Below are 23,347 nucleotides of genomic sequence, written 5' to 3'. Positions count from 1 at the left end.
CCCGGCATGGGTCAAGCGCGATCCTGCGCCCGAACGCGTCTCCCGACAGGACTTTACCAGATCCGCACGCGCTGCTCGGGGGTCAACGCCATCTTGTCGGTCGGCTGGACCTTGAAGGCGGCATACCAGGGATCGAGGTTGCGGACCGTCAACACCCGCTCATGCCCCGGCGAGTGCGGGTCGGACAGCAGCGCCTGGCGCAGCGCGGGTTCGCGCCATTTGGTCCGCCACACCTGCGCCCAGCCATAATAGAAGCGCTGGTCGCCGGTGGTGCCGTCGATCACCGGCGCGGGCTTGCCGCCCAGCGACTTGTGATAGGCGTCGAGCGCCACCGTCAGCCCCGCCAGATCGGCGATATTCTCGCCCAGCGTCAGGCCGCCCTGGACATGCTGACCGGGAAGCGGCTCGTACGCGTCATATTGCTTCACCAGCGCATCGGTGAAGGTCTTGAACCGCGCCACGTCCTGCTCGGTCCACCAGTCGGTCAGCTTGCCGGTCGCGTCGTACTTGCGACCCTGATCGTCGAAGTGATGGCTGATCTCATGCCCGATCACCGCGCCGATGCCGCCATAATTGACCGCCGGGTCCGCCTTCGGATCGAAGAAGGGCGGCTGGAGGATCGCCGCCGGGAACACGATCTCGTTCATCGGCGGGTTGGCATAGGCGTTGATCGTCATCGGCGTCATGAACCATTCGCCGCGATCGATCGGCTGGCCCAGCTTGTTCAGGTCCCGCTGAAACTCGAACGCATTGGCGCGCGCGACATTGCCGATCAGGTCGCCACGAACGATCTGCAACGCCGAGTAATCGCGCCACTTGTCGGGATAACCGATCTTGGGCGTGAAGGCGGCGAGCTTGGCCAGCGCCTTCTGCTTGGTCTCGGGCGCCATCCATTCCAGATTGCGCAGCCGGTCGCCCATCGCCGCGATCAGGTTCTTGACCAGCGCATCGGCGGCGGCCTTCGATTCCGGCGGGAAATACTTGGCGACATATTGCTTGCCGACTTCCTCGCCCAGGCCGTTGGAGACCAGGCCGACGCCGCGCTTCCACCGCGCCTGCTGCTCGGGCGTGCCCGACAGGGTGGTGCCGTAAAAGGCGAAGTTGGTCTTGTCGAAATCGCTCGACAGATAACCGGCATAGCTGCGCAGGACCTTGAGCATCGCATAGTCCTGAAGGACGTTCAGCGGCGTCTCGCTATAGATCTTGGCCTCGCCGGTGATCGCGCTGGGCTGCGAAACCAGATAGGCCGGGCGGCCCGCGACGCCCAGCGTCTGCATATATTGCGCCCAGGGAAAGCCCGGCGCCTTGGCGGCGAAATCGGCGGGCATCCACTTGTTATAGGTCTTGTCGGCGTCGCGGCTTTCGATCCGGGTCCAGTGGACGTTCGCCAGCGCCTTTTCGAAGTTGAACACGGCGGCGGCGCGCGCCTCGGCATTCTGCTCGCCCGCCAGCGTCAGCATCTTGGCGAGATAGGCCTGATAGGCGGTGCGGATCGTCGCCAGCTTGGCGTCGTCCTTGAGGTAATAGTCGCGATCGGGCAGGCCTAGGCCGCTCTGGCCGAAATTGGGGATATAAGTATCGGGCGCCTTGTCATCCTGGCCGATATAGACGCCGAAGGGCGAACCGACGCCCTGACGCTGGAGCTTGGCGATCTCGACCGCCAGCGTGTCGCGGTCCTTGGTGGCGCGTAGCTGGTCCAGCCACGGCTTGACCGGGGTCACGCCCTTCGCATTGACGGCGGCCTCGTCCATGAAGCTGGCGTAGAAGTCACCGGCCTTGTTGCCCGGCTGCTTGGCGGCTTCGTCCAGGATGGTGCGGGTCTGCTCCAGCGAGCGGTCCTGCAGAACATGGAACATGCCATAGGAAGACCGATCCGCGGGGATCGTCGTCGCCTTGTACCAGGTGCCGTTGGAGTAATCGAAGAAGTCGTCACCCGGCTTCACCGTGGTATCGCGACCGGCCATGTCGAAGCCGAAGTCACCGATTTCGGGGCCGTTCTTGGCGCCCGGCTTGACCGGACCGACCGCGGCCTTGTCGACCGGGTTCTTCGTTTGAGCGATGGCGGGGGAAATGGCAGTCGTGAGGAGGGCGGCGATCAGCAGAGAGCGCATCGGAATTCCCGAAAAGGAGATGGATGCCGCTGTTGTAGCGAGCCGATACGCCCAGTCAAACCGTTAGAAATGCAAGTCAAAGCGCGATACCGCTATCAAATCGCAGGCGATCTCCGACGGTTACGCCACTTGCGCGCGATCCACAGCCGCCAGCCGAGCGCCGAGGCGGCATAGCCGACCACGGCGCATCCGCCGGTCAGGACGCACAGCCCGAGACCGAAGGCGGGGCCCTGCTCCCACAGCCAGTGAAAGGCGCTGAACGCCCATTGCAGCCACCCGGTCGCGGCCTCGGCCACCGGCTGGGTATTGATCGGCGTGTCGCTGTGCAGAAGCAGCGTGCCGATCCGATAGGCGATCACCCACAGGATCGGCGTGGTCAGCGGATTGGTGATGAAGGTGGTCAGCGCCGCGACCGGCACATTGGCGCGGAAGGGGAGCGCGAAGACCGCCGCGATGGCGATCTGCGCCACCGGGAACAGGAAGCCCGCCACCACGCCCAGCGCCACGCCGCGCGGCACCGACCGCCGGGTGAAGCGCCACAGTTCGGGCGCGAGCACGCGGTGCGCGACCGGCCGGAGCAGCCGGTTCTTCTCCATCGAATCGCGGGTCGGCATGTTGCGCCGGACCCAGGCCATGGAACGGCCCCACAGGGTGGGCACGGCCGAAGCCATCAACCGCGATCGCGCAGGATACGGCCCTGCTCACGCTTCCAATCGCGTTCCTTGATCGCATCGCGCTTGTCGTGCGCCTTCTTGCCCTTCGCCAAAGCCAGCTCCACCTTCGCGCGACCGCGCGAGTTGAAATAGATCATCAGTGGCACCAGGGTCATGCCCTCGCGCGCCACCGCACCGTGGAGCTTGTTTATCTCGCGCTCATGAAGGAGCAATTTACGAGGGCGCTTCGCTTCGTGGTTGAAGCGGTTGCCATGGCTGAATTCCGGCACGTTGGAATTGACCAGCCACACCTCCTCGCCGCGAACCTCGGCATAGGCCTCGGCGATCGATCCCTCGCCGAAGCGAAGCGATTTCACCTCGGTCCCGGTCAGGGCGATCCCCGCCTCATAGGTCGTCTCGATCGCATAATCGAATCGGGCGCGCCGGTTCTCGGCGACGATCTTCTTCTTGTCGAAGGTTTGGGGTTTCGGGCGCATGGACGGGCCGATGTAGGCGCTCGAACCGAACATGAAAAGCCGCTGTTCGGCCTTTGTCTCGTTTCCGGAATGGAACGGTCAGCGCTTGCGACGACCGCCCAGCGGAATCTTCAGCCGGATCATCGCCCGGTTGCTGGGAAAGCCGCCGACCCCGGCCTGCTCGGTCTCGGCGGAAAGGGTGCCCAGACCGGGAATGTCGGTCCGCGCCTCGGGCAGCCTTGTCGGCGAGGAATAGTCGGGGATCGTACCGATCCGGTAGGCGTCGGACGACCGGCCGCACACGATCACGTCGTCGCCCGCATCGCTGGGCGGACAACGCCTCGCCGTCTGCGATCGCCGGGGTGCCGGAAGCACAGGCCCCGCCACCGCGCCGGACTGAAGTGCGATCATCACCAGCGTCCACATCGCCCGACTCTCCCCACGCCGCCGATCGGCGACGCCGAGGTTCGTCCGGGATTGCGGCGCGAGAAAGGCCGGGTCAGATCAGTCCGGCATGCGCCAAGGCGACATCGACCTGCGCACGCGCCGCCTCGGACGGCCAGGTCATGGGCAGGCGGACGCCGGTCGGGAAATGTCCGATGATCTGGCTGAGCGCATATTTGACGGGCCCCGGCGAGGCATCGGCGAACATCGCCTCGTGCAGCGGGAACAGCCGGTCGTGCAGTTCCAGCGCGCGGGCCATATCCCCCGCCGCGCAAGCCGCCTGGAAATCGGCGCACAGACGCGGCGCGACATTGGCGGTGACCGAGATGCAGCCCACGCCGCCCATCGCATTGAACGCCAGCGCCAGATCGTCATTGCCCGAAAGCTGGCAGAAATCGCTGCCCAGCGCACCGCGATGATGCGACACGCGGGCCAGCGCGCCGCTGGCATCCTTGACGCCGACGAATATCTCGGGCGCCGCCTGGACGATGCGGATCAGCGTCGCGGGCTGGATATCGGTCACCGTGCGGCCCGGCACATTATAGAGCACGATCGGCAGCGGAGCGGACTTGGCCAGCTCGGCGAAGTGGCGGGCGATCCCCTCCTGGCTGGGGCGGTTGTAATAGGGCGGCACCATCAGTGCGGCATCGGCGCCCGCTTCCCGCGCGGCTTTCAGGTTCTCGATCGCCACGATCGTATCGTTGGAGCCTGCCCCGGCGATCACCGGCACCCGCCCGCGCGCCTGGTCGACACAGACCCGGACGACATGGAAATGCTCGTCCTTGGGCATGGTCGCCGCTTCGCCCGTGGTGCCGCACGCGACCAGCGCCGTGGAGCCCTCCGCGATCTGCCATTCGACGAAATCCCGGAATTTCGCTTCGTCGAATGCTCCGCCGACATGATCGCCCCGATCGTCGAACGGCGTCACAAGCGCCGGAATGGACCCTGAAAACATGAGAGGAAACGCGCTCCTGCTGCGCCGAAATTAGGCCGGATGAGGGAATTTGTTCAGGACATGTACGGGTAGAGTCCCTATTCTGTCCACTATGATGGCATTGACGAAGGCGGGGGCGCTCCTCGCGACATTGGCGGGATCGATGGTCGCACCGGGCGGGCAGGACCAGCTCGACCGCTATCGCACCCAGATGGCGAATATGAGCCCCAACCAGAGTACGCAGGGCATGCCCAGCCCGGCCGACGGCGCGATCGCGGCGGCTCTGGCGCAGTGGCGCGCGCTGCAACAGACCGATTCGCTGCCCTTCGACAGCTATGCCGGGTTCCTGATGGCGCATCCCGGCTGGCCGGGCGAGGCGGGCTTTCGGCGCGCGGCGGAGCGGCAGGCGGCGAACTTCACCGCCGCGCCGTCCAGCATCGTCGCCTATTTCCGCCGCTTCCCGCCATTGTCGGCGGCGGGCGGCGTCGCCTATGCCCGCGCGTTGCTCGCGACCGGCGCACCGGGCGAAGCGGCACAGGCGGCGCGGACCGCGTGGCGGCGGGGAACGCTGTCGCCGACCGACGAAGCGCTGGTCATGTCGACCTTCGCCGCCTCGCTGACGCCCGAGGATCATGATGCGCGGATGGACTCGCTGCTGTGGAGCGGACAGACCAGCGCCGCCGCCCGGCAGCTCGGCTATACCAGTTCGGCGCGACGCCCGGTCTTCGCCGCCCGCCTCGCCTTCCGCACCAAGTCGGCGGAGGCGGCCAGCCTGTCGGCCTCGACCGCGGAGCTTTATGCCAACGACGCGGGCTATGTCGCGGACCGTGCCATGTGGCTGCGCGATACCGGCGACAGCCTGACCGCGCGCTCCTGGCTCGCACGGTCGCGGAATCTGAGCATCCGCCCCGGCAATGTCGAGAAATTCTACGAAACGCTGTTGCTCAACGCCCGCGCGGCGGCGTCCGACAATCAGCTTCAGACCGCCTATGACATCGCGCGGCAGGTGGACGACGCCTATCCCGCCGGGACCGATGTCTCGACCAAGCCTTATGGCGAGCGGGACGACTATACCAGCCTGGTCTGGCTGGCCGGGCAGACCGCGATGAAGCTGGCGCGGCCCGCCGATGCGATGACGCTGTTCGACCGTTATGGCCGGGGCAGCCAGTCGCCCCAGACGCGGGCCAAGGGCTTTTACTGGGCGGGTCGCGCGGCGGAGGCGGCGGGGCGCTCGACCGAGGCGGCGGGATTCTACAATCGCGCGGCGCAGTATCGCGATCAGTTCTACGGACAACTGGCGCTGGAGCGCACCGGCCGCCCGCTGGTCGCCCCGCCCGCCATCGCGGCGACCAACGTGCCGCCCGCGACCCGCGCCGCCTTCGACGCGCGCGAGACGGTGCGCGCCGCCAAGTTCCTGGGCAATATCGGCCAGTGGCAGGACCAGAGCGCCTTTGTCCGCCAGATCGCCGCCGATGCCGAGAGCGAGAGCGATCACCTGCTCGCCGCCGATCTGTCGCGCACGATCAACCGCCCCGATCTGGCGGTGATGGTGGGGCGCAGCGCGATGCAGAACGGGCTGACCGACTATTCGGCGGCGGGCTTCCCCATCGTGCCGGTCCCGTCGGGCTATGAATCGAGCTGGACGATCATCCACGCCATCGCGCGGCAGGAAAGCCAGTTCGACCGCGCCGCCGTCAGCCATGCGGGCGCGCGCGGGCTGATGCAGTTGATGCCCGCCACCGCGGCCGAGCAGTCGGGCAAGATCGGGCTGGCCTATTCGCCGGCTTCGCTGACCACCGATCCGAACCTGTCGATCCAGCTCGGCGCCAGCTATTTCGAGCGGATCCGCAACAATTACGGCAGCTATCCGCTCGCCATCGCCGCATACAATGCGGGCGGCGGCAATGTGAACAAATGGCTGCGGCTCAACGGCGATCCCCGGACCGGCGCGGTCGATATCGTCGACTGGATCGAGGCGATCCCCTATTCCGAGACGCGCAACTATGTGCAGCGCGTGCTGGAGAATGCGGTCGTCTATGACCTGATGAACCCCGGCCGCGCCACCAGCCGGGGGGCGACCCCGCTCAGCTGGTATCTCGGCAAGTCGCGTCCGGGTTGATCGGAGACGCTCAGGCGATAGAGCGGGATGATGGACCGTCCCAACTATATCACCCCTGCGGGCTATACCGCGCTGCGCCAGGAATATGAGGCGTTGTTCGCGGTCGAGCGGCCCAAGCTGGTCGACACCATCGCCTGGGCGGCGGGCAATGGCGACCGGTCGGAAAATGGCGACTATATCTATGGTCGCAAGCGGCTGCGCGAGATCGACCGGCGGCTGGGCTGGCTGTCCAAGCGGATGAAGGCCGCCAAGGTCATCGACCCCGCGCGCCAGGAGGACCGCAGCAAGGTGTGGTTCGGAGCGACCGTCACCATCGCCGACGAGGATGACAACGAACGGGTGCTGACCCTGGTCGGCGATGACGAGGCGGATGCGGGCCAGGGCCGGGTCGGCTGGAATGCCCCGCTCGTCCGCGCGCTGCGGGGCGCGGGCGTCGGCGACCTCCGCCGGGTCGTATTGCCTGCGGGCGAGCGGGAATATGAGGTGATCGCAATCACCTATCCCGATGCCTGAGCACGTAGGGTAACGAATCGTTTCGCAAGCGATACTTGCCATGGATCAAGGATGGGCCATGATGGAGCCATAAGGCCGCGATCGGCGCGGCTGTTTGCGAAAGTCATCGGCCATGCCCATTCCCGCCCGCTGGTCCGCCCCCCTGCTGTCGCTGTTCCGGGCCGTGTTCGGCCTGCTTTTCCTGTCGCATGGCGTGTCGAAATTCTTCGGCCTTCCGCCCTTCCCCATGCCGCTCAACCCATTGCTGACGGCGGCGGGCGTGCTGGAGCTGGTCGGCGGCGCGCTGCTGCTGATCGGGCTGTTCACCCGCCCGGTGGCGTTCATCCTGTCGGGGCAGATGGCGGTCGCCTATTTCATGGCGCATGCGCCGCAAGGGTTTCTGCCGCTCGCCAATGGCGGTGAGGCGGCGATCCTCTATTGCTTCGCCTTCCTGTACCTCGCGGCGGCGGGCGGCGGATCGATCGGGGTCGATGCAATGCGGCGTGGAAGCTGACGCGGCGCTCTGATAGTCAGGGCGCATGAATGCCCTGACCCGCAACATCGCGCTGCTCATCGATGCCGACAATGCCCAGTCGGCGGCCATCGACCCCGTGCTCACCGTCCTGGCGGAGTTGGGCACGGTCAATGTCCGCCGCGCCTATGGCAACTGGTCCAAGCCCGGCCTGAAGGGCTGGCGCGACGTCATGGTCAAGCATGGCATCGAGCCGCAGCAGCAGTTCGACCTGACCAAGGGCAAGAACGCCACCGACATGAAGATGACCATCGATGCGATGGACCTGCTGTTTCGGGGGCGGATCGACGGGTTCGGGATCATGTCTTCGGATAGCGATTTCATGCCGCTGGCCACCCGCATCCGGCAGGACGGCTTTCCCGTCTATGGTTTCGGCAACAGCCGCACGCCGGAGGCGTTCCAGCAGGCGTGCAGCCGGTTCATCGATGTCGGCGCGCTGATCAACGAGGCGACGCGCCCCGCCATGGCCGCCAAGCCGACCGCGACCGACGTGCCGCTGTCGGACTCGCTGCCGCCGTCGATCGAGCAGTCCAAGCGGACGGCGGGCACGCCCCGCCCGATCGACGACGAACTGCTCAAGTTACTGGTCGATGCCTATAACAGCGTGAAGCGCGACGAACGCGGCTTCGCCAGCCTGTCCGCCATGGGGCAGCTCGCGGGCAATCGCTCCAGCTTCGACACGCGCAATTACGGGTTCAAGCGGCTGTCAGACCTGATCGAAGCCGTCCCCAATTTCCAGACCGAACGGCGCGAGGACGGGCGCACCTTCGTCAAGCGGGTGCGGTAAATCTCATTCCTCCCCTGGAAGGGGAGGATTTTAGGGCCGATCGACATTCATGCTCCTTCTCTTTCTTCCCTCTCCCCTGGATAGGGGAGAGGGTTAGCGGAGCTTGCCAGCTTGCTGGCTAGCGCAGCTTGGGTGAGGGGTCGAGCGAGCCGCAGGCTCGCGCGCTCGGCTCGAGAGCGCAACACCCCTCACCCAGCTCCGAATAGAGCGGGATGACATCAGGTTGCTCCACCCCTCCCCTTCAGGGGAGGGGCCGGGGGTGGGGCGCTTCCACAAACGCGGCGCCTGCGGAGATGCCCCACCCCAACCCCTCCCCTGAAGGGGAGGGGCTCGGCTCGGGTCGAATCCATGACATCCTGCTCTAAGCCTTTGCTTTCGCAAAGACGAAGTCTGCGCAACCCTCTCCCCTCTATGAGGGGCGAGGGAGAAAGAAGGGCATATCCGAATGTCGATCCGGCTTAGTCCCTGGGATCGGGCATGGTCAGCGTCGCGCAGGTGCCCGGCCCCGCATCCTCGAACCGCACCTCGCCGCGCAACTGGCGCGCCAGGCTGGCGATCATCCGCATGCCCAGGCTGTGCCGCGATGCGGCCTTCATGTCGAAATCTTCGGGCAGGCCCCTGCCCCGGTCGCGGACCGACAGGACGATATGGCCGTCCCGCGCATGCAACCCGACATCGATCGTGCCGCCGCCTTCGTCATAGGCATATTTGATCGCATTGGTCAGCAACTCGGTCAGCATCAGGCCGATCGGAATGGCGGTATCGGCGTTCATCTCGATCGCCTCGATATCGCAGCGAACCTGATGATTCTGCGCCTGTTGCGCCAGCTGTTCTGCGATGCCGCAGGCCAGATCGTCGAGGCAGACGATCCCCACCCGCTCGCCGCGCCAGAGTTGGTCGTGAGTCTGCGCGATCGCGGTGATCCGCGCCTGCGCATCGTTCAGCATCCGCAACACGCGGGGGTCGTCGTCCTCCTGCTTTTGCAGGTTCAGCATCGCGGAGACCAGCGCCAGGCTGTTCTTCACCCGGTGGCTCGCCTCGCGGGTCAGCAATTGCTGATGCTCGACCGCCTCGGCCAGACGACGCTCGGCCTCTTGCCGCTCGATCGCGACGCCGATCAGGTTGGCGAAACCCTGCATGAAGGCCAGATCGGCCTCCTCGAAGCGCCCTTCATCGGGGCTGTCGACCTCCAGCACGCCGTAGCGTCGGCCCGACGCCTCGACCAGCACGTTGATCGCCCGCCGGATCTGGTGATCGGCCATGAATTGCGGGGTGCGGAACCGTTCTTCCTGGTCGAGATGGTTGGAGATGACACCCTGCCCGGTCTGGAGCGCGAAGCCGGCGGGCGAGCCCATATCGGTCCGCATCTCGGTCGATCCGACCACCCCCGGCCCCCAGCCGACGCCGTTGCGCACCAGCAAGGTCTCATGATCCGGCCGATATTCCAGGAATTTGCAGAAACGCGAACGCATCCCCTCGGCACACAGCTCGGTCGCCCGCTGGAGCATCGGGTCCAGATCACGTGCACGCAACGCCGCGATCCCGAACGCCGCCAGCACCGATTGTTGCCGAAGGCGATAATGCAGCTGACCCGCGCCGGCGCTTTCCCGATCGTCGCCCTGCGCCTGTTCCACTACCGCCATTCGTGATCGAACCCCTGTCATCCTCACCCTTGTCGCATCAGAATAGGGCTTTGGTTAATCGATTTAAACCCGAAGCCCCCGCATTACGGGCCGAGTTGAGCCGATCGGACGCAAAAACGCCCTCCCCGATCGCTCGGGAAGGGCGTCCGCGTTGCTGGTCCGGATGGGGATCAGCGAGTCAGTTTCTTATACGCCAACCGGGTCGGACGATCGGCGGCATCGCCCATGCGACGACGCTTGTCCTCCTCGTAGGATTCGTAATTGCCCTCGAACCATTCGACATGGCTGTCGCCCTCGAACGCCAGGATATGGGTGCAGAGGCGGTCGAGGAAGAAGCGGTCGTGGCTGATGACCACGGCGCAGCCCGCGAACGTCTCCAGCGCCTCTTCCAGCGCGCGCAGCGTTTCCACGTCCAAGTCGTTGGTCGGTTCGTCGAGCAGCAGGACGTTGCCGCCCTCCTTCAGCATCTTGGCCATATGGACGCGGTTGCGCTCACCGCCCGAAAGCTGGCCGACCTTCTTCTGCTGGTCGGGGCCACGGAAGTTGAACGCGCCGACATAGGCGCGCGTGCCCAGTTCCTGCTTGCCGAAGCGGAAGACCTCCAGCTCGTCGGAAATTTCCTGCCAGACATTCTTGTTGGGATCGAGCTCGTCGCGGCTCTGGTCGACATAGCCGAGCTTGACGGTCGAGCCGATCTCGATCGTGCCCGCATCGGGCTGTTCCTGGCCGGTGATCAGCTTGAACAGCGTCGACTTGCCCGCGCCGTTCGGCCCGATCACGCCGACGATCCCGCCCGGCGGCAGCATGAAGTCGAGATTTTCGAACAGCAGCTTGTCGCCGTACGACTTGGTCAGCCCCTTGGCCTCGATCACCTTGCCGCCCAGCCGCTCGGGGATCTGGATCAGGATCTGCGCCTTGCCCGCGACGCGGTTCTCCTGCTTCTCCATCAGTTCCTCGAACGCGCGGATACGCGCCTTCGACTTGGTCTGGCGCGCCTTGGGCGTCTGACGCATCCAGGCCAGCTCGTCGGCGATCGCCTTCTGCTTGCCCGCCTCGTCGCGCTCTTCCTGCTCCAGCCGCTTGGCCTTCTTTTCCAGATAGCCGGAATAGTTGGATTCGTACGTGTAATAGCGGCCGCGATCGAGTTCGAGCACCCAGTTGACGACATTGTCCAGGAAGTAACGGTCGTGGGTGACGAGGATGACGTTGCCGGTATATTCCTTGAGGTAATTCTCAAGCCACGACACGCTTTCCGCGTCCAAGTGGTTGGTCGGTTCGTCGAGCAGCAGGATATCGGGCTTTTCGAGCAGCAGCTTGCACAGCGCGACGCGACGCTTCTCACCGCCCGACAGACGGGTGACGTCGGCATCGCCCGGCGGGCAGCGCAGCGCTTCCATCGCCTGTTCCAGCTGGCTGTCGAGCGACCAGCCGTCGACCGCGTCGATCTTGGCCTGAAGCTCGCCCATCTCTTCCATCAGGGCGTCGAAATCGGTGTCGTCCTTCGGGTCCCCCATCTCGGCCGAGATGGCGTTGAAGCGATCGACCAGGTCGGCGATCGGACGAACGCCGTCTTTGACGTTGCCCATCACGTCCTTGGACGGATCGAGTTGCGGCTCCTGCGCCAGATAGCCGACGCGGACGCCATCGGCGGCCCAGGCCTCGCCGGTGAAGTCGGTGTCCATGCCCGCCATCACCTTCATCAGCGTGGACTTGCCCGCGCCGTTCGGGCCGATGATCGCGATCTTCGCGCTCGGCAGGAACTGAAGGTGGATGTTGTTGAGGACAGGCTTGTTGGCGCCGGGGAAGGTCTTGGTCAGACCCTTCATCACATAGGTATATTGGACGGCCATGGCGGCGCGGGGCTCCGTGCTTTTAGACTGTAGGATGGTTTACCGCCCATGTAGTCGGTGGGCGGGCGGTTGGCAAACGGGACTGGCTGCGCAACAGTCGGGGCCATGAAGCGATTCCTCCTCGCGGCCCTTGCCGCCACCGCCCTGTCCTCTCCCGTTCTGGCACAGCGGACGCCACCGCCCCCGCCCGCCGCCATCGCGCCGGAGGTCGCCGCCTTGCGCGACGCCGCGTTGACCGACACGGTGGCCTGGGACATCGTCGAGGGGTTGACCACCGAGGTCGGCCAGCGTCTGGCGGGGACCGAGGCGGAGGCGCGCGCGCGGCAATGGGCCGTCGCGCGGCTGACCGCACTGGGCTTCAAGAATGTGCGCATCGAACCCTATCGGATGCCGGTCTGGGAACGCGGTGCGGAGAGCGCCGAGATCCTCGCCCCCTTTCCGCAGAAGCTGACGCTCGCCGCGCTCGGCAATTCGGGGGCGACCCCGGCGGCGGGGCTGACCGCCGAGGTCGCTGTCTTCCCCAGCATGGCCGCGTTCCAGGCCGCGCCGGACAGCGCGATCAAGGGGCGGATCGTCTATATCGGCAACGCCATGCCCAGGACGCAGGACGGCGCGGGCTATGGCGCCTATGGCACCGCACGCTTCACCGGCCCGGCGCTGGCGGCCCAGCGCGGCGCGGTGGCGATCGTCATCCGCTCGATCGGGACCGACCATCACCGCTTTCCGCACACCGGCACGACCAATTTTCCTGGGGGCGTGAAGCCGATCCCGGCGGCGGCGCTGTCCGTCCCCGATGCCGAACAGCTGGAGCGAATCGCCAGCCGGGGTCAGCCGGTGCGCATGAAGCTGGTCCTCACCCCGCGCATGGTGGGCACGCGCGAATCGGGCAACGTCATCGCCGAGGTGCCGGGCAGCGATCCGTCGGCGGGGATCGTGCTGGTCGGCGGCCATCTCGACAGCTGGGACCTGGGCACCGGGGCGATCGACGACGCCAGCGGCGTGGCGATCACCGCGGCGGCGGCCAAGCGGATCATGGATGCGGGCACGCCGCGCCGCACGATCCGCATCGTCTGGTTCGGCGCGGAAGAGGTCGGTGGCATGGGTGGCGCGGCCTATGCCAAGGCGCACGCCGACGAGCGTCACGCCACGGCGTCGGAGAGCGACTTCGGCGCGGACCGGGTCTGGCGGTTCGAGGTCAACCTGCCCGCCACCGCGCAGCCCGTCGCGGACCGGCTCCAGACCGCGCTCGCGCCGCTGGGCATCACGCGGGGCAGCGGGCTGGGCGGCGACGGCACCGATATCGGCCCGACGCTGAAGCTGGGCACCGGCGCGATCGACCTGAACCAGTCGGGATGGGATTATTTCGACACCCATCACACGCCCGACGACGTGCTGGACCGGGTCGATCCGGCGGCATTGCGGCAGAATGTGGCGGCCTGGACCGCGATGCTGGCGGTCGTCGCCAACGCGCCCGAGGCGATCGGCCCGGTTACGCCGCGCTGATGGCCGCTGGTATCGCGCTGTGCCGGTAACGTTTTGGTAACGCCAACGCCTTGAAAAAGCCCGATCCGTGCCATCGGTTCGTCGCGAACCTTGCGGTCATGTGAATTTTGCGGATTGACCGCGATGAACCGCGCGTTATTTGAGCCGCTTCGCGACGGCATTCGGGTCGGCCGCGATGATTGCTTATGCTTGGGAGCATTCGAATGAAGAAGATTGCCTTTGTTCTCGCTGCCGCCGGCCTGATGTCCGTGGCCGCCTGCACGAAGTCGCCTGAGGCGGCCGCTGTTGAAAACAACGCGGACATGCTGGCTGACAACATGGAAATGCAGGCCGACAACCTCGAAGCGGTTGCCGACAACACCTCGAACGGTGCTGCTGCCTCGACCCTCGAGAACGCTGCCGACAACATGAACGCCGCTGCCGACAACGTCCGTGACGCTGCCGACGCCAAGGCGGACAACATGCAGTAATGCCGCCTCGGACCCTCGGGTCCGAAGCGCCGACTGCTTGTCGGAAAAGGGCGCCTTCCTCGCGAAGGTGCCCTTTTTCTTTTATGGGATCGCCAATCCCCCGTTGCGAACGCGCGCGTCGTCACGCTACGGACATTTTCGGTGGGGCCTGTAGCTCAATGGTTAGAGCTGGCCGCTCATAACGGCTAGGTTGCGGGTTCGAGTCCTGCCGGGCCCACCAATCCCCATTCGTGCATTACCTGCACTGGCCGCGTGCATCCTGGGCCCACTGCGCCTTGCGTGTAGTCCTGCTAGACCAGCACTTCCGATGTCCGCGCAATATAGGCGATCGCCGAGGCGCTCTGGCCAGCTCCAAACCAATGATATTTCCGCGCAGAGATGACGCTGCCAACACAGCCTTGCTGAACTTCGACGCGAGATTGGGAGGCATCGGCAGTTCGAAAACCCCGACTTCCTCGATCAGCGAGCACAATCCCTTGAGAAATATCTCCAGCGTCCAGCTCAATTGCTCTATCTTACCGCCCATACGAAGCTGCAAACGCCTTGCAACTTCATTCGCGGGCCTCACAACTTTGCTGACCTGAAAATGGTTCGCATTTTTACTTGTGAAAATCTCCTTGCCGTCCTCACGAATATTCCACTAATGTGGTTGGCGAGCCGATTTACGAAGGATGAAGGCAATGGCAGTCAAGGGCGACCCCAAGGTCATCGAGTTTCTGAACGAGGCGCTCAAGAACGAGCTGACCGCGATCAATCAGTATTTCTTGCACTACCGGCTGCTCGACCATTGGGGCGTCTACAAGCTCGCCCAGTTCGAGTATAAGGAGTCGATCGACGAGATGCGCCACGCCGACTGGCTGGCCGAGCGCATCCTGTATCTGGACGGCCTGCCCAATTTTCAGCTGCTCGGTCGCCTGCGCATCGGCGAGACGGTGGAAGAGGTGCTCAAGGGCGACCTCGCCATTGAGATCGAGGCGGTGGCGCAGCTCAAGGGCGCGATCGCCTATTGCGAGGAAGTCCGCGACTATGTCAGCCGCGACCTGTTCCAGCGCATCCTCGCCAGCGAGGAAGAGCATGTCGACACGCTGGAACGCCAGTTCGAGATGATCGAGCGCATGGGCATCCAGAACTATGTCCAGTTGAACGCCATGGCGGAAAACGACGCCCCCAAGTCGGGCGCGGCGCCGCACTTGCAGGGGTAATGGCGGCGGGGGCGGGTTTCAGAGCCCGCCCCCCGTTCCTGCTTTTGGGTTCCCGCCGTCCAGGCGACTGACCCCCAACATCCGTTCAGCCTGAGCGAAGTCGAAGGCCACGGAAAACCCTTCGTGACAAAGCCCCCTTTGGAGTTGGCCGAGCTAATCCCGTGGCCTTCGACTTCGCTCAGGCTGAACGGAGGTAGGGCTGGAACTAGCCCAAGGGTGGAATGAGTAGCAGGCGGGGCTTGCGCCCCTGCCCTCAGTCCTTGTTGGCGAATGGATTCTTCGGCGCCCGCAGCGTCAGGCGCACCGGCACCGCGCCGAAGCCCAGTTCCCGCCGCATCGAATTGACCAGATAGCGCTCATAGCTGGCGGGCAACTGGTCCACCCGCGTCCCGAAGATCACGAAGCTCGGCGGACGCGACTTGATCTGGGTGACGTAGCGCAGCTTGATCCGCTTGCCGCCGGGCGCGGGCGGCGGGTTGGCGTCGACCGCCTTTTCGAACCAGCGGTTGAGCTCGCCGGTCGGCACGCGCTTCGACCAGGCGGCGCGCGTCTCGAACGCCGCCTCGATGAGCGTGTCCAGCCCCTTGCCGGTCGCCCCCGACACCGCGAGCAACGGCACGCCCTTCACCTGGCTGAGCCCATCCTCCAGCGCCTTGCGAACGCCGTTGAACAGCGACGACGGGTTTTCCGCCACGTCCCATTTGTTGAGCGCGATGAGGAGCGCACGCCCCTCTTCCAGAACGCGGTCGGCGATGCGCAGATCCTGCGACTCCAGCCCCAGGGTCGCGTCGAGCAGCAGCACGACGACCTCGGCGAAATCGACGGCGCGCAGGGCGTCGGCGACGGACAGCTTTTCCAGCTTGTCCTGAACCTTGGCCTTCTTCCGCATTCCCGCCGTGTCGATCAGGCGAACCTGCCGCACCTCGCCGTCGCGGTCGCGCCATTCCCAGTCGATCGCGATCGAATCACGCGTGATCCCCGCCTCCGGCCCGGTGATCAGGCGATCGTGACCGAGGAAACGGTTGATGAGCGTCGACTTGCCCGCATTGGGCCGCCCGACGATCGCCAGCTTCAGCGGCGCGAAGGGGTTTTCGAGGTCGACTTCCTCTTCTTCCTCGATCTCGACATCGATGAAGGGCAGCAGCGCCTCGAACAGATCGCCCACGCCTTCGCCATGTTCGGCGGAAAGCTGGACTGGATCACCGAAGCCGAGCGCCAGCGCTTCGAGAATGCCCTGCTCCGCCGCACGCCCCTCGGCCTTGTTCGCGGCCAGGACGATCGGCGTGTCCGAGCTGCGCAGCCAGCGCGCGATTTCCTCGTCCAGCGGCATGATCCCGGCGCGGGCATCGACCAGGAACAGCGCGACATCGGCCTCGCCCACCGCCGCCTCGGTCTGGCGGCGCATGCGGCCGGGAAGCGTATCGGGGTCTTCGTCTTCATAGCCCGCCGTGTCGATCACACGGAAATCGAGGCCCAGCAGATGCGCGTCGCCTTCACGCCGGTCGCGCGTCACGCCGGGCCGGTCATCGACCAGCGCCAGCTTCTTTCCGACAAGACGATTGAACAGCGTCGACTTGCCGACATTGGGACGGCCGACGATCGCGACGATAGGGAGTTTTGCCATCGCCGTCCGTTAGCGAAAGGCGAGCCTTTCGTCACGGTACAAAACATACCGTCCCCCCGGCGCGCGCCGGAGGGACGGCTGTTCATCACTTATAGGCGGCGATCCGGCCCTTCTGATCGAGGACGTAGAGCGTCCCGTTCGCCACGATCGGCGGCAGGGCGAAGGGCGTCTTGGCCTCGACCGTCGCCTGCACCGATCCGTCGCCCGGATTGGCATAGACGATCTGCCCTTCCGAATTGGTCAGGATCAGGCGATTGCCTGCCAGCACCGGTCCGAACCAGGTGATGGCGCCGTTCTTCTTCTTCTCGTTATGGAAACGCTGAAGCTGCGAAATCCAGCGCGCCTTGCCGCTCGACCGGGCCAATGCCACCAGACGGGCGTCGTCGGTGACGAGGAATATCCACTCGCCCGCGATCCACGGCGTCGAGATGCCGGCGAAATTCTGTTCCCACAGACGCTGGCCGGTCGACAGTTCCAGCGCGACCATGCGGCCGCCCTGGCCCAGCGCATAGACGCGGCCCTGATCGATCACCGGCGCGGCGTCGATGTCCGACAGCGTCGACACCGAGGTCGAAATGCTCGTTCGCGACAGCGCGTCCTGCCACAACATGCGGCCATTCTCGTAGCGATAGGCGTTCAGCTCGCCGCTGGAGAAACCGGCGACGACCGTGCCCTGGCTGGCGGCGGGGGCGGCGACACCGAACACGCCCTGGGTCTCCAGCGTGCCCTGCCCGGCCCAGACGATCTTACCATCGGCCTGGTTGATCGCGTAAAGCTGATTGTCCTGGGTCAGGACATAGACATTGCCATTGGCGATGGTCGGCGATCCGCGCAACGGGCCGCCCGGCTTGGCACGCCACAGCACCTTGCCATCGGCGGCATTGGCCGCGATCACATCGCCCAGGCCATCGGTGGCATAGACCGTGCCGCTGTCATAGCTGGCACCGCCGCCGAACCGGGCGAGACGGTTCCCGTCGCCCTCGGTGATCCCGGTCGACCACAGCTTCGCGCCGGTCTCGGCGTTCAGTGCCTGGAGATTGCCCTCGACATCGACGACGAACAGCTTGTTCTCGGCGACGACGGGCGCGGCCCCCAGCGGGTCACGCGCGGAACCGCCGTTGATCGTCGCTTCCCACAGACGCTGCGGCTGCTCGCCGAGCGCCAACTGGCCCATCGACTTGGCGGCGTTGCCACCGGGCTGCGCCCATTCGGGATTCGTCTCGGGCGCGGGCAGCAGGACCTGCACATCGGCGATCGTCTTATCGGCCTCGACCCCGGTTTCGGACACGAGGATCGGCACCCTGTTGCCCACGGTCGGGGTCTTTTTCGGCGCGCTCTTGAACACCCCACAGGCGCCGAGCGCCATCAACGCGGCGAGCGCGGCCGAGGTGCGGAAATGCTTCGTCATTGGGTCTTGGTGTCCTCACTCTGGCCGACGGCATCGACCCCCAATACGCCGGCCATCTGAACCGCACGTTGCCGCAACGTATCGGGCACATCCTTCTCGCTGGCAATCTGCCCGAACAGGCGACCGGCCTGGGCGCGCTTGTTCTGGCGGAGATAGGCGATGGCGACCATCTCGCCCGCGCTGCCGAAATAGGCGTTGCCGGGCACCGCCATGCCGCCCAGCCGCGCGATCACGGCCTCGGGCTTCAGCGTGTCGTATTCGGCCATGGTCTGGCGGATCAGCGCCAGGTCACGGAACGGCTTGGCGAGCGAGGCGTCGTTGGCGACCGTCGCGAAGCGCGCGGCGGCCCCCTTCAGATCGTCCTTCTGGAGAAGAATGTCGGCCTGGGTGAACTGCGCCAGCGCGCGGTAGGCATCGACGTTCGAGGCGGCCAGCGACTTCAGCTTGGCGTCCGCCGTCTTGGTGTCGTTCTCCGCCAGCGCGTCATAGGCCGACTGCAACTGCTCGCCATCCGCCGCCGCCGCCTGGGTCCGGTGATGCTGCCAATAGAGATAGCCGCCGAACGCCGCGAGCGCGATGACGACCAGCGCACCGACGATAAGGCCCCAGCGGGTCCAGAAACTGGTCAGCCGATCGCGACGCAGTTCGTCGTCGACCTCGCTCATAAAGGCCTGGCTGGATTGGGGCGTTAGGGCCAAGACGGGCTCCGCTATTCTGGATCAAGGCAATTGGAAGCCGCGACCTTTAGCGAGGAGCGAGCCCGGTGGGAAGCGGCCTTGGTTTATCCACCGTCGCGCGGGGCATAGATCTGTTCCGGTCCGGGGAAACGGCGGGCACGGACATCCTCGGCATAGGCGCGCGCGGCCTCGCCGATCCGGTCGCCCATCGTCTCGTACCGGCGGACGAAGCGCGCGGTGCGGTCGAACAGGCCCAGCATATCCTCGCCGACCAGAACCTGGCCGTCGCACTGCGCCGATGCGCCGATGCCGATGGTCGGGCAGGCGATGCGGTTGGTGATCTCGATCGCGATCGGCTCCACCACGCCTTCGATCACCACGGAAAAGGCGCCCGCCTCGGCGATGGCGACGGCGTCGGTGACGATCTTCTCCGCTTCCTCGGGCGTGCGTCCGCGCGCGCCATATCCGCCCAATACGTTCACCGCCTGTGGCGTCAGGCCGACATGGCCCATCACCGGGATGCCACGCTCGACCAGGAAGCGCACGGTCGGCGCCATCGCCACGCCGCCCTCCAGCTTGACCGCCGCCGCGCCGGTTTCCTTGAGCAGCCAGGCGGCATTCTCGAACGCCTTTTCGGGGCTCGCCTCATAGCTACCGAAGGGCAGGTCGATGACCACGACCGCGTGATAGCTGCCCCGCACCACCGCGGCACCGTGCGCCGCCATCATCTGAAGCGTGACCGGCACGGTCGAGGGCAGACCGTAGATCACCTGCCCCAGGCTGTCGCCGACCAGCAGCATGTCGCAATGCGGATCGAGCAGCTGCGCCGACCGCACCGTATAGGCGGTCAGCATGACCAGTGGCGTCGCCCCCTTGGCGCGGCGGATGGCGGGAACGGTCAGCCGCTTCATCGGGGCGGGCATAGGTGTGGCGCGACTCGTCGCGGTGTCGAGCGTGTAGGTCGTGGACATGGTTCGGCCCTTACTCCCCCGGCCCGACCGGCTCCACCCCCTTGGCTCCGCTCAGAAGATTTCGGCGTAGCGTTCCGGCTTGAAACCCACGGTCAGTGTGCCGTCACGGTCGAGGACGGGGCGCTTGATGAGCGAAGGCTGCGCCTGCATCAGCCGGATCGCCTTGTTCGCGTCGATATCCTGCCGGTCCGCTTCGTCCAGTTTGCGAAAGGTGGTGCCGGCGCGGTTGAGCAGCACTTCCCAACCGACCTGATCGACCCAGCGGCGCAGGGTCGCCTCGTCGATGCCGTCGGTCTTGTAGTTGTGGAAGCGATAGGCGACGCCCTGCTGGTCGAGCCAAATGCGGGCCTTCTTCATCGTGTCGCAATTGGGGATGCCGTAGAGTTGGACGGTCATGAGACGCCTCTGGATGATGGGAATGGGAGGGCCTTTATCGACGTCGGTCGGGAAATGCAGCAGGATAGGGTGGGCGTGGCCTTCGACTTCGCTCAGGCTGAACGGAGCGAGGGAGATGGACCATCCCGCCAGCCGTTCGGCCTGAGCGAAGTCGAAGGCCAAGGGCGAACCTCGCCCTACGCCATCCTAACCCGTGGCAAGCCGCATGGGGTGGCGCCCCCTTCCCCATCCCGCTATCCCGTTCGCATGCAGGACCATCCCTTCTACGCGCTTCACACCCACGGTCTGATCCGCGTGGCCGCCGCCACGCCCGCCGCCTCGGTCGGCGATGCGCATGCCAATGCGGCGGCGATGCTCGATCTGGCGCGGGTCGCGGATGAGGATGGGGTCGACCTGATCGTCTTTCCCGAATTGTCGCTGACCTCCTATGCGATCGACGACCTGCATCTTCAGGGTGCGATGCACGCCGCGACGCTGGAGGCGCTGGGCGAGATGGTGGATGCCAGCGCGGCCCTGTCGCCGGTCATGCTGGTCGGGGCGGCGCTGCCGCGCAACGGGCGGCTGTACAATTGCGCCGTCGTGATCGCGCGCGGGCGGATCCTGGGCGTGGTGCCGAAGACCTTCCTGCCCAATTACCGCGAATATTATGAGAAGCGCTGGTTCGCGAGCGGCGCCGGGCTGACCGGGCTGACCATCGAACTGGACGGGCAGAGCGTGCCCTTCGGCACCGACCTGATCTTCGCGGCGGAGGACGTGCCGGGCTTCGTCGTCCATGCCGAGATTTGCGAGGATTACTGGGCCCCCACCCCGCCCTCCACCGCGGGCGCGCTGGCGGGGGCGACGATCTGTTGCAATCTGTCGGCGTCCAACATCGTCATCGGCAAGGCGCGGGACCGGGCGATGCTGGCCGCCGCCCAGTCGGCGCGCGCGGCCTGCGCCTATGTCTATTCCGCCGCCGGGATCGGGGAGAGCACGACCGACCTGTCCTGGGACGGACAGGGTCTGGTCCACGAACTGGGCGAGGCGCTGGCCGAGTCCGAACGCTTCCTGCGCGAGCCTGCGCTGACCACCGCCGATGTCGATGTCGAGCGGATCGTGCAGGAGCGGCTGCGCTTCGGGACGTTCAACGATGCCGCCGCCTTTGCCGGCCATCCCGAGCAGCGCTTCCGCCGGATCGGCTTCGTCCATGGTGCCGAACCCGCCGATCATGGCCTGCGCCGGGCGGTGCATCGCTTCCCCTTCGTCCCCGACGACCCCGCGCGGCGGGATGCGGATTGCTACGAAGCCTATAATATCCAGGTCGAGGCGCTGGCGAAGCGGCTCGATGCCAGCGGGGCGAAGACGCTGGTCATCGGTGTGTCGGGCGGACTCGATTCCACCCATGCGCTGATCGTCGCGGCCAAGGCGACCGACCGGCTGGGCTGGGGGCGCGAGCGTATCCTGGCCTTCACCATGCCGGGGTTCGCGACGGGCGAAGGGACCAAGGCCCATGCCTGGTCGCTGATGCGTGCCTTGGGCGTCAGCGCGGAGGAGATCGACATCCGCCCTGCCGCACAACGGATGCTGGCGGACATGGGCCACCCCTTCGCGCAAGGCGAGCCGGTGCACGACGTCACCTTCGAAAACGTCCAGGCAGGCCTTCGCACCGATTATCTGTTCCGGCTGGCCAATCAGCGGGGCGGGATCGTGCTGGGCACCGGTGACCTGTCCGAGCTGGCGCTGGGCTGGTGCACCTATGGCGTGGGCGACCAGATGAGCCATTATGCGGTCAATGCGGGCGTGCCCAAGACCCTGATCCAGTTCCTGATCCGCTGGTGCATCCGGACCGGCCAATATGACGACGCGACCAACACGGTCCTCGCCGCGATCCTGGCGCAGGAAATCTCGCCCGAGCTGGTCCCCGCCGATGCCAGCGGCGCGATGCAGTCGACCGAGGCGATGATCGGCCCCTATGCGCTCAACGACTTCTTCGCGCATTACGTCATCCGCTATGGCCTGAAGCCGTCCAAGATCGCCTTCCTCGCCTGGCACGCCTGGCGCGATATCGACGCGGGCGGCTGGCCGGAGGATCTGCCGGCGGACGCGCGGGTCGCCTATGACTTGCCGACGATCCGGCATTGGCTGGAGCGGTTCCTGACCCGCTTCTTCCAGACCAGCCAGTTCAAGCGCTCCGCCCTGCCCAACGGGCCGAAGGTTTCGCCCGGCGGCGCACTGTCGCCACGCGGCGATTGGCGGGCGCCATCGGACGGTCGCGCATCGGTCTGGCTGGCGGAGTTGAGCGACGCGCTGCCGCCCCACTGACATCACACACTTGGCAGTGAGCCTCGAACAGGTCTATGCTGTCTTGTTCGTCACATTTATTCCAGAATTACAGGCTCCTCCTGGCCTGTCGGCACGAGAGAGATCATGAGCCTTGTCGTTCGCACCCTGTCCGAACAGATCTTCACGATCATTCGCGAACGGATCATCAGCGGCGACCTGACCGAAGATCAGCCGATCCGCCAGGACGCGCTCGCCAACGAACTGGGCGTCAGCAAGATTCCGCTGCGCGAGGCGCTGGCCCGTCTGGAACAGGAAGGGCTGCTGACCAGCCAGGCCAATCGCGGCTTCTTCGTCCGTTCGCTGGGGGCCAGCGAGGCGGAGGAAATCTACGAACTTCGCCTAGCGCTCGAACCCGATGCCGCCGCGCGCGCCAGCCGGGTCGCCACCGCCGCCGATCAGCAGGTCGCGAAGGACGCGCTGGCCGCGCTGGACGTCGCGGCGCATGAGGCGCTGCACGAGGTCGCCCTGCGCAACCGCGCCTTCCACCTGGCGCTGGTCCGCCCGCTGGGGGCCGCGCTGACCTTTCAGTTAATCGAGCGGTTGCAGGTGCTGGCCGAGCGCTATGTCGTCCAGCATCTCAAGCCCGCCGGGCGCGAGACCCGGGCGCACAAGGAGCATCAGGAACTGCTCGACGCCTGGCTGGCCCGCGACGAGGCGCGGGTGGCCGGTTTCCTGACCGAGCATATCGGCGCGACGCTGGTCGATCTGCGCGCGCAACTGGGCCGCTGATCCG

General features: G+C 66.0%; 21 protein-coding genes and 1 tRNA gene. 10 read left to right on the top strand and 12 right to left on the bottom strand.

Annotated elements, in window-relative coordinates:
* Window positions 1-53 precede the first annotated feature (53 nt).
* The 5 genes from OXQ33_RS00880 to dapA form a co-directional block, all read right to left on the bottom strand.
* A complete protein-coding gene (locus tag OXQ33_RS00880) occupies window positions 54-2,111 on the bottom strand; it encodes a M13 family metallopeptidase (RefSeq protein WP_267432636.1) in 2,058 nt (685 codons plus the stop codon).
* Between the two features lie 95 nt (window positions 2,112-2,206).
* Window positions 2,207-2,746 (bottom strand): DUF2062 domain-containing protein, encoded by a 540-nt coding sequence (locus OXQ33_RS00875; RefSeq protein ID WP_267432635.1) that lies wholly within the window; start codon window positions 2,744-2,746, stop codon window positions 2,207-2,209.
* A gap of 35 nt (window positions 2,747-2,781) precedes the next feature.
* Window positions 2,782-3,261: an SsrA-binding protein SmpB gene (gene smpB, locus OXQ33_RS00870; RefSeq protein ID WP_261267843.1), complete on the bottom strand. Its 480-nt coding sequence runs from the start codon at window positions 3,259-3,261 to the stop codon at window positions 2,782-2,784.
* 78 nt (window positions 3,262-3,339) lie between these two features.
* Window positions 3,340-3,666 (bottom strand): hypothetical protein, encoded by a 327-nt coding sequence (locus OXQ33_RS00865; protein ID WP_267432634.1) that lies wholly within the window; start codon window positions 3,664-3,666, stop codon window positions 3,340-3,342.
* A 73-nt stretch (window positions 3,667-3,739) separates the two neighbouring features.
* Window positions 3,740-4,639 (bottom strand): 4-hydroxy-tetrahydrodipicolinate synthase, encoded by a 900-nt coding sequence (dapA, locus tag OXQ33_RS00860; RefSeq protein WP_267432633.1) that lies wholly within the window; start codon window positions 4,637-4,639, stop codon window positions 3,740-3,742.
* Between the two features lie 91 nt (window positions 4,640-4,730).
* Here dapA and OXQ33_RS00855 point away from each other — a divergent pair, with 91 nt between their 5' ends.
* From OXQ33_RS00855 to OXQ33_RS00840, 4 genes are all read left to right on the top strand, one after another.
* Window positions 4,731-6,737 (top strand): lytic transglycosylase domain-containing protein, encoded by a 2,007-nt coding sequence (locus OXQ33_RS00855; RefSeq protein WP_267432632.1) that lies wholly within the window; start codon window positions 4,731-4,733, stop codon window positions 6,735-6,737.
* A 27-nt stretch (window positions 6,738-6,764) separates the two neighbouring features.
* Window positions 6,765-7,250, top strand: a complete 486-nt coding sequence (greB, locus tag OXQ33_RS00850; protein ID WP_267432631.1) for a transcription elongation factor GreB — start codon at window positions 6,765-6,767, stop codon at window positions 7,248-7,250.
* Window positions 7,251-7,362: 112 nt separating this feature from the next.
* The gene (locus tag OXQ33_RS00845) at window positions 7,363-7,743 is read left to right on the top strand and encodes a DoxX family protein (protein ID WP_267432630.1); all 381 of its coding nucleotides are present in this window, start codon (window positions 7,363-7,365) and stop codon (window positions 7,741-7,743) included.
* Window positions 7,744-7,768: 25 nt separating this feature from the next.
* A complete protein-coding gene (locus OXQ33_RS00840; RefSeq protein ID WP_267432629.1) occupies window positions 7,769-8,548 on the top strand; it encodes an NYN domain-containing protein in 780 nt (259 codons plus the stop codon).
* Window positions 8,549-9,006: 458 nt separating this feature from the next.
* Here OXQ33_RS00840 and OXQ33_RS00835 read toward each other — a convergent pair whose 3' ends face one another.
* Both OXQ33_RS00835 and ettA read right to left on the bottom strand, forming a co-directional pair.
* Complete coding sequence (locus OXQ33_RS00835) at window positions 9,007-10,191, bottom strand: histidine kinase dimerization/phosphoacceptor domain -containing protein (protein WP_267432628.1); 1,185 nt, start codon at window positions 10,189-10,191, stop codon at window positions 9,007-9,009.
* Between the two features lie 170 nt (window positions 10,192-10,361).
* Window positions 10,362-12,041 (bottom strand): energy-dependent translational throttle protein EttA, encoded by a 1,680-nt coding sequence (gene ettA, locus OXQ33_RS00830; protein WP_267432626.1) that lies wholly within the window; start codon window positions 12,039-12,041, stop codon window positions 10,362-10,364.
* A gap of 105 nt (window positions 12,042-12,146) precedes the next feature.
* Here ettA and OXQ33_RS00825 point away from each other — a divergent pair, with 105 nt between their 5' ends.
* The 4 genes from OXQ33_RS00825 (at window position 12,147) to bfr (ending at window position 15,216) form a co-directional block, all read left to right on the top strand.
* Complete coding sequence (locus OXQ33_RS00825) at window positions 12,147-13,544, top strand: M20/M25/M40 family metallo-hydrolase (RefSeq protein ID WP_267432625.1); 1,398 nt, start codon at window positions 12,147-12,149, stop codon at window positions 13,542-13,544.
* A gap of 203 nt (window positions 13,545-13,747) precedes the next feature.
* Complete coding sequence (locus OXQ33_RS00820; RefSeq protein ID WP_267432624.1) at window positions 13,748-14,014, top strand: hypothetical protein; 267 nt, start codon at window positions 13,748-13,750, stop codon at window positions 14,012-14,014.
* A gap of 144 nt (window positions 14,015-14,158) precedes the next feature.
* Window positions 14,159-14,234, top strand: a tRNA-Ile gene (locus tag OXQ33_RS00815).
* A gap of 460 nt (window positions 14,235-14,694) precedes the next feature.
* Window positions 14,695-15,216, top strand: coding sequence for a bacterioferritin (bfr, locus tag OXQ33_RS00810; protein ID WP_261267856.1), 522 nt, complete (start codon window positions 14,695-14,697; stop codon window positions 15,214-15,216).
* A 253-nt stretch (window positions 15,217-15,469) separates the two neighbouring features.
* On the opposite strand, the gene der is transcribed toward bfr, so the two are convergent.
* The 5 genes from der to OXQ33_RS00785 all read right to left on the bottom strand — a co-directional run bounded on the left by der (window position 15,470) and on the right by OXQ33_RS00785 (window position 20,292).
* Window positions 15,470-16,840, bottom strand: a complete 1,371-nt coding sequence (gene der, locus OXQ33_RS00805; RefSeq protein WP_267432623.1) for a ribosome biogenesis GTPase Der — start codon at window positions 16,838-16,840, stop codon at window positions 15,470-15,472.
* 85 nt (window positions 16,841-16,925) lie between these two features.
* Entirely contained in the window at window positions 16,926-18,248 is a 1,323-nt protein-coding gene (locus tag OXQ33_RS00800) for a PQQ-binding-like beta-propeller repeat protein (RefSeq protein WP_267432622.1), read from the bottom strand.
* Complete coding sequence (locus OXQ33_RS00795; protein ID WP_267432621.1) at window positions 18,245-18,913, bottom strand: tetratricopeptide repeat protein; 669 nt, start codon at window positions 18,911-18,913, stop codon at window positions 18,245-18,247. The genes OXQ33_RS00800 and OXQ33_RS00795 overlap by 4 nt, the downstream gene beginning before the upstream one ends.
* Before the next feature lie 116 nt (window positions 18,914-19,029).
* The gene (gene panB / locus OXQ33_RS00790; RefSeq protein ID WP_267432620.1) at window positions 19,030-19,896 is read right to left on the bottom strand and encodes a 3-methyl-2-oxobutanoate hydroxymethyltransferase; all 867 of its coding nucleotides are present in this window, start codon (window positions 19,894-19,896) and stop codon (window positions 19,030-19,032) included.
* A 51-nt stretch (window positions 19,897-19,947) separates the two neighbouring features.
* Entirely contained in the window at window positions 19,948-20,292 is a 345-nt protein-coding gene (locus tag OXQ33_RS00785) for an ArsC family reductase (RefSeq protein WP_267432719.1), read from the bottom strand.
* Between the two features lie 246 nt (window positions 20,293-20,538).
* Between OXQ33_RS00785 and OXQ33_RS00780 the strand changes: the two genes are divergently transcribed.
* Window positions 20,539-22,593, top strand: coding sequence for an NAD(+) synthase (locus OXQ33_RS00780; RefSeq protein WP_267432618.1), 2,055 nt, complete (start codon window positions 20,539-20,541; stop codon window positions 22,591-22,593).
* Between the two features lie 105 nt (window positions 22,594-22,698).
* On the top strand, window positions 22,699-23,343 hold the full coding sequence (locus OXQ33_RS00775) for a GntR family transcriptional regulator (protein ID WP_267432617.1): 645 nt from the start codon (window positions 22,699-22,701) through the stop codon (window positions 23,341-23,343).
* Window positions 23,344-23,347: the final 4 nt, after the last annotated feature.

Origin of the sequence: Sphingomonas sp. GM_Shp_1 (assembly GCF_026540895.1) — a bacterium.
Lineage (GTDB): Bacteria > Pseudomonadota > Alphaproteobacteria > Sphingomonadales > Sphingomonadaceae > Sphingomonas.
Note: the sequence above shows the minus strand (reverse complement) of the source record. Positions and strands in the feature narration are given on the sequence as shown.

Excerpts from the sequence above, each read along its gene's own strand:
- OXQ33_RS00795 (WP_267432621.1), bottom strand. The coding sequence starts at position 18,913 with ATGAGCGAGGTCGACGACGAACTGCGTCGCGATCGGCTGACCAGTTTC.
- OXQ33_RS00785 (WP_267432719.1), bottom strand. The coding sequence starts at position 20,292 with ATGACCGTCCAACTCTACGGCATCCCCAATTGCGACACGATGAAGAAG.
- OXQ33_RS00880 (WP_267432636.1), bottom strand. The coding sequence starts at position 2,111 with ATGCGCTCTCTGCTGATCGCCGCCCTCCTCACGACTGCCATTTCCCCC.
- smpB (WP_261267843.1), bottom strand. The coding sequence starts at position 3,261 with ATGCGCCCGAAACCCCAAACCTTCGACAAGAAGAAGATCGTCGCCGAG.
- dapA (WP_267432633.1), bottom strand. The coding sequence starts at position 4,639 with ATGTTTTCAGGGTCCATTCCGGCGCTTGTGACGCCGTTCGACGATCGG.
- OXQ33_RS00855 (WP_267432632.1), top strand. The coding sequence starts at position 4,731 with ATGATGGCATTGACGAAGGCGGGGGCGCTCCTCGCGACATTGGCGGGA.
- greB (WP_267432631.1), top strand. The coding sequence starts at position 6,765 with ATGATGGACCGTCCCAACTATATCACCCCTGCGGGCTATACCGCGCTG.
- OXQ33_RS00775 (WP_267432617.1), top strand. The coding sequence starts at position 22,699 with ATGAGCCTTGTCGTTCGCACCCTGTCCGAACAGATCTTCACGATCATT.
- OXQ33_RS00820 (WP_267432624.1), top strand. The coding sequence starts at position 13,748 with ATGAAGAAGATTGCCTTTGTTCTCGCTGCCGCCGGCCTGATGTCCGTG.
- OXQ33_RS00875 (WP_267432635.1), bottom strand. The coding sequence starts at position 2,746 with ATGGCCTGGGTCCGGCGCAACATGCCGACCCGCGATTCGATGGAGAAG.
- panB (WP_267432620.1), bottom strand. The coding sequence starts at position 19,896 with ATGTCCACGACCTACACGCTCGACACCGCGACGAGTCGCGCCACACCT.
- ettA (WP_267432626.1), bottom strand. The coding sequence starts at position 12,041 with ATGGCCGTCCAATATACCTATGTGATGAAGGGTCTGACCAAGACCTTC.
- OXQ33_RS00780 (WP_267432618.1), top strand. The coding sequence starts at position 20,539 with ATGCAGGACCATCCCTTCTACGCGCTTCACACCCACGGTCTGATCCGC.
- OXQ33_RS00840 (WP_267432629.1), top strand. The coding sequence starts at position 7,769 with ATGAATGCCCTGACCCGCAACATCGCGCTGCTCATCGATGCCGACAAT.
- OXQ33_RS00835 (WP_267432628.1), bottom strand. The coding sequence starts at position 10,191 with ATGGCGGTAGTGGAACAGGCGCAGGGCGACGATCGGGAAAGCGCCGGC.
- OXQ33_RS00825 (WP_267432625.1), top strand. The coding sequence starts at position 12,147 with ATGAAGCGATTCCTCCTCGCGGCCCTTGCCGCCACCGCCCTGTCCTCT.
- OXQ33_RS00865 (WP_267432634.1), bottom strand. The coding sequence starts at position 3,666 with ATGTGGACGCTGGTGATGATCGCACTTCAGTCCGGCGCGGTGGCGGGG.
- OXQ33_RS00800 (WP_267432622.1), bottom strand. The coding sequence starts at position 18,248 with ATGACGAAGCATTTCCGCACCTCGGCCGCGCTCGCCGCGTTGATGGCG.
- der (WP_267432623.1), bottom strand. The coding sequence starts at position 16,840 with ATGGCAAAACTCCCTATCGTCGCGATCGTCGGCCGTCCCAATGTCGGC.
- OXQ33_RS00845 (WP_267432630.1), top strand. The coding sequence starts at position 7,363 with ATGCCCATTCCCGCCCGCTGGTCCGCCCCCCTGCTGTCGCTGTTCCGG.
- bfr (WP_261267856.1), top strand. The coding sequence starts at position 14,695 with ATGGCAGTCAAGGGCGACCCCAAGGTCATCGAGTTTCTGAACGAGGCG.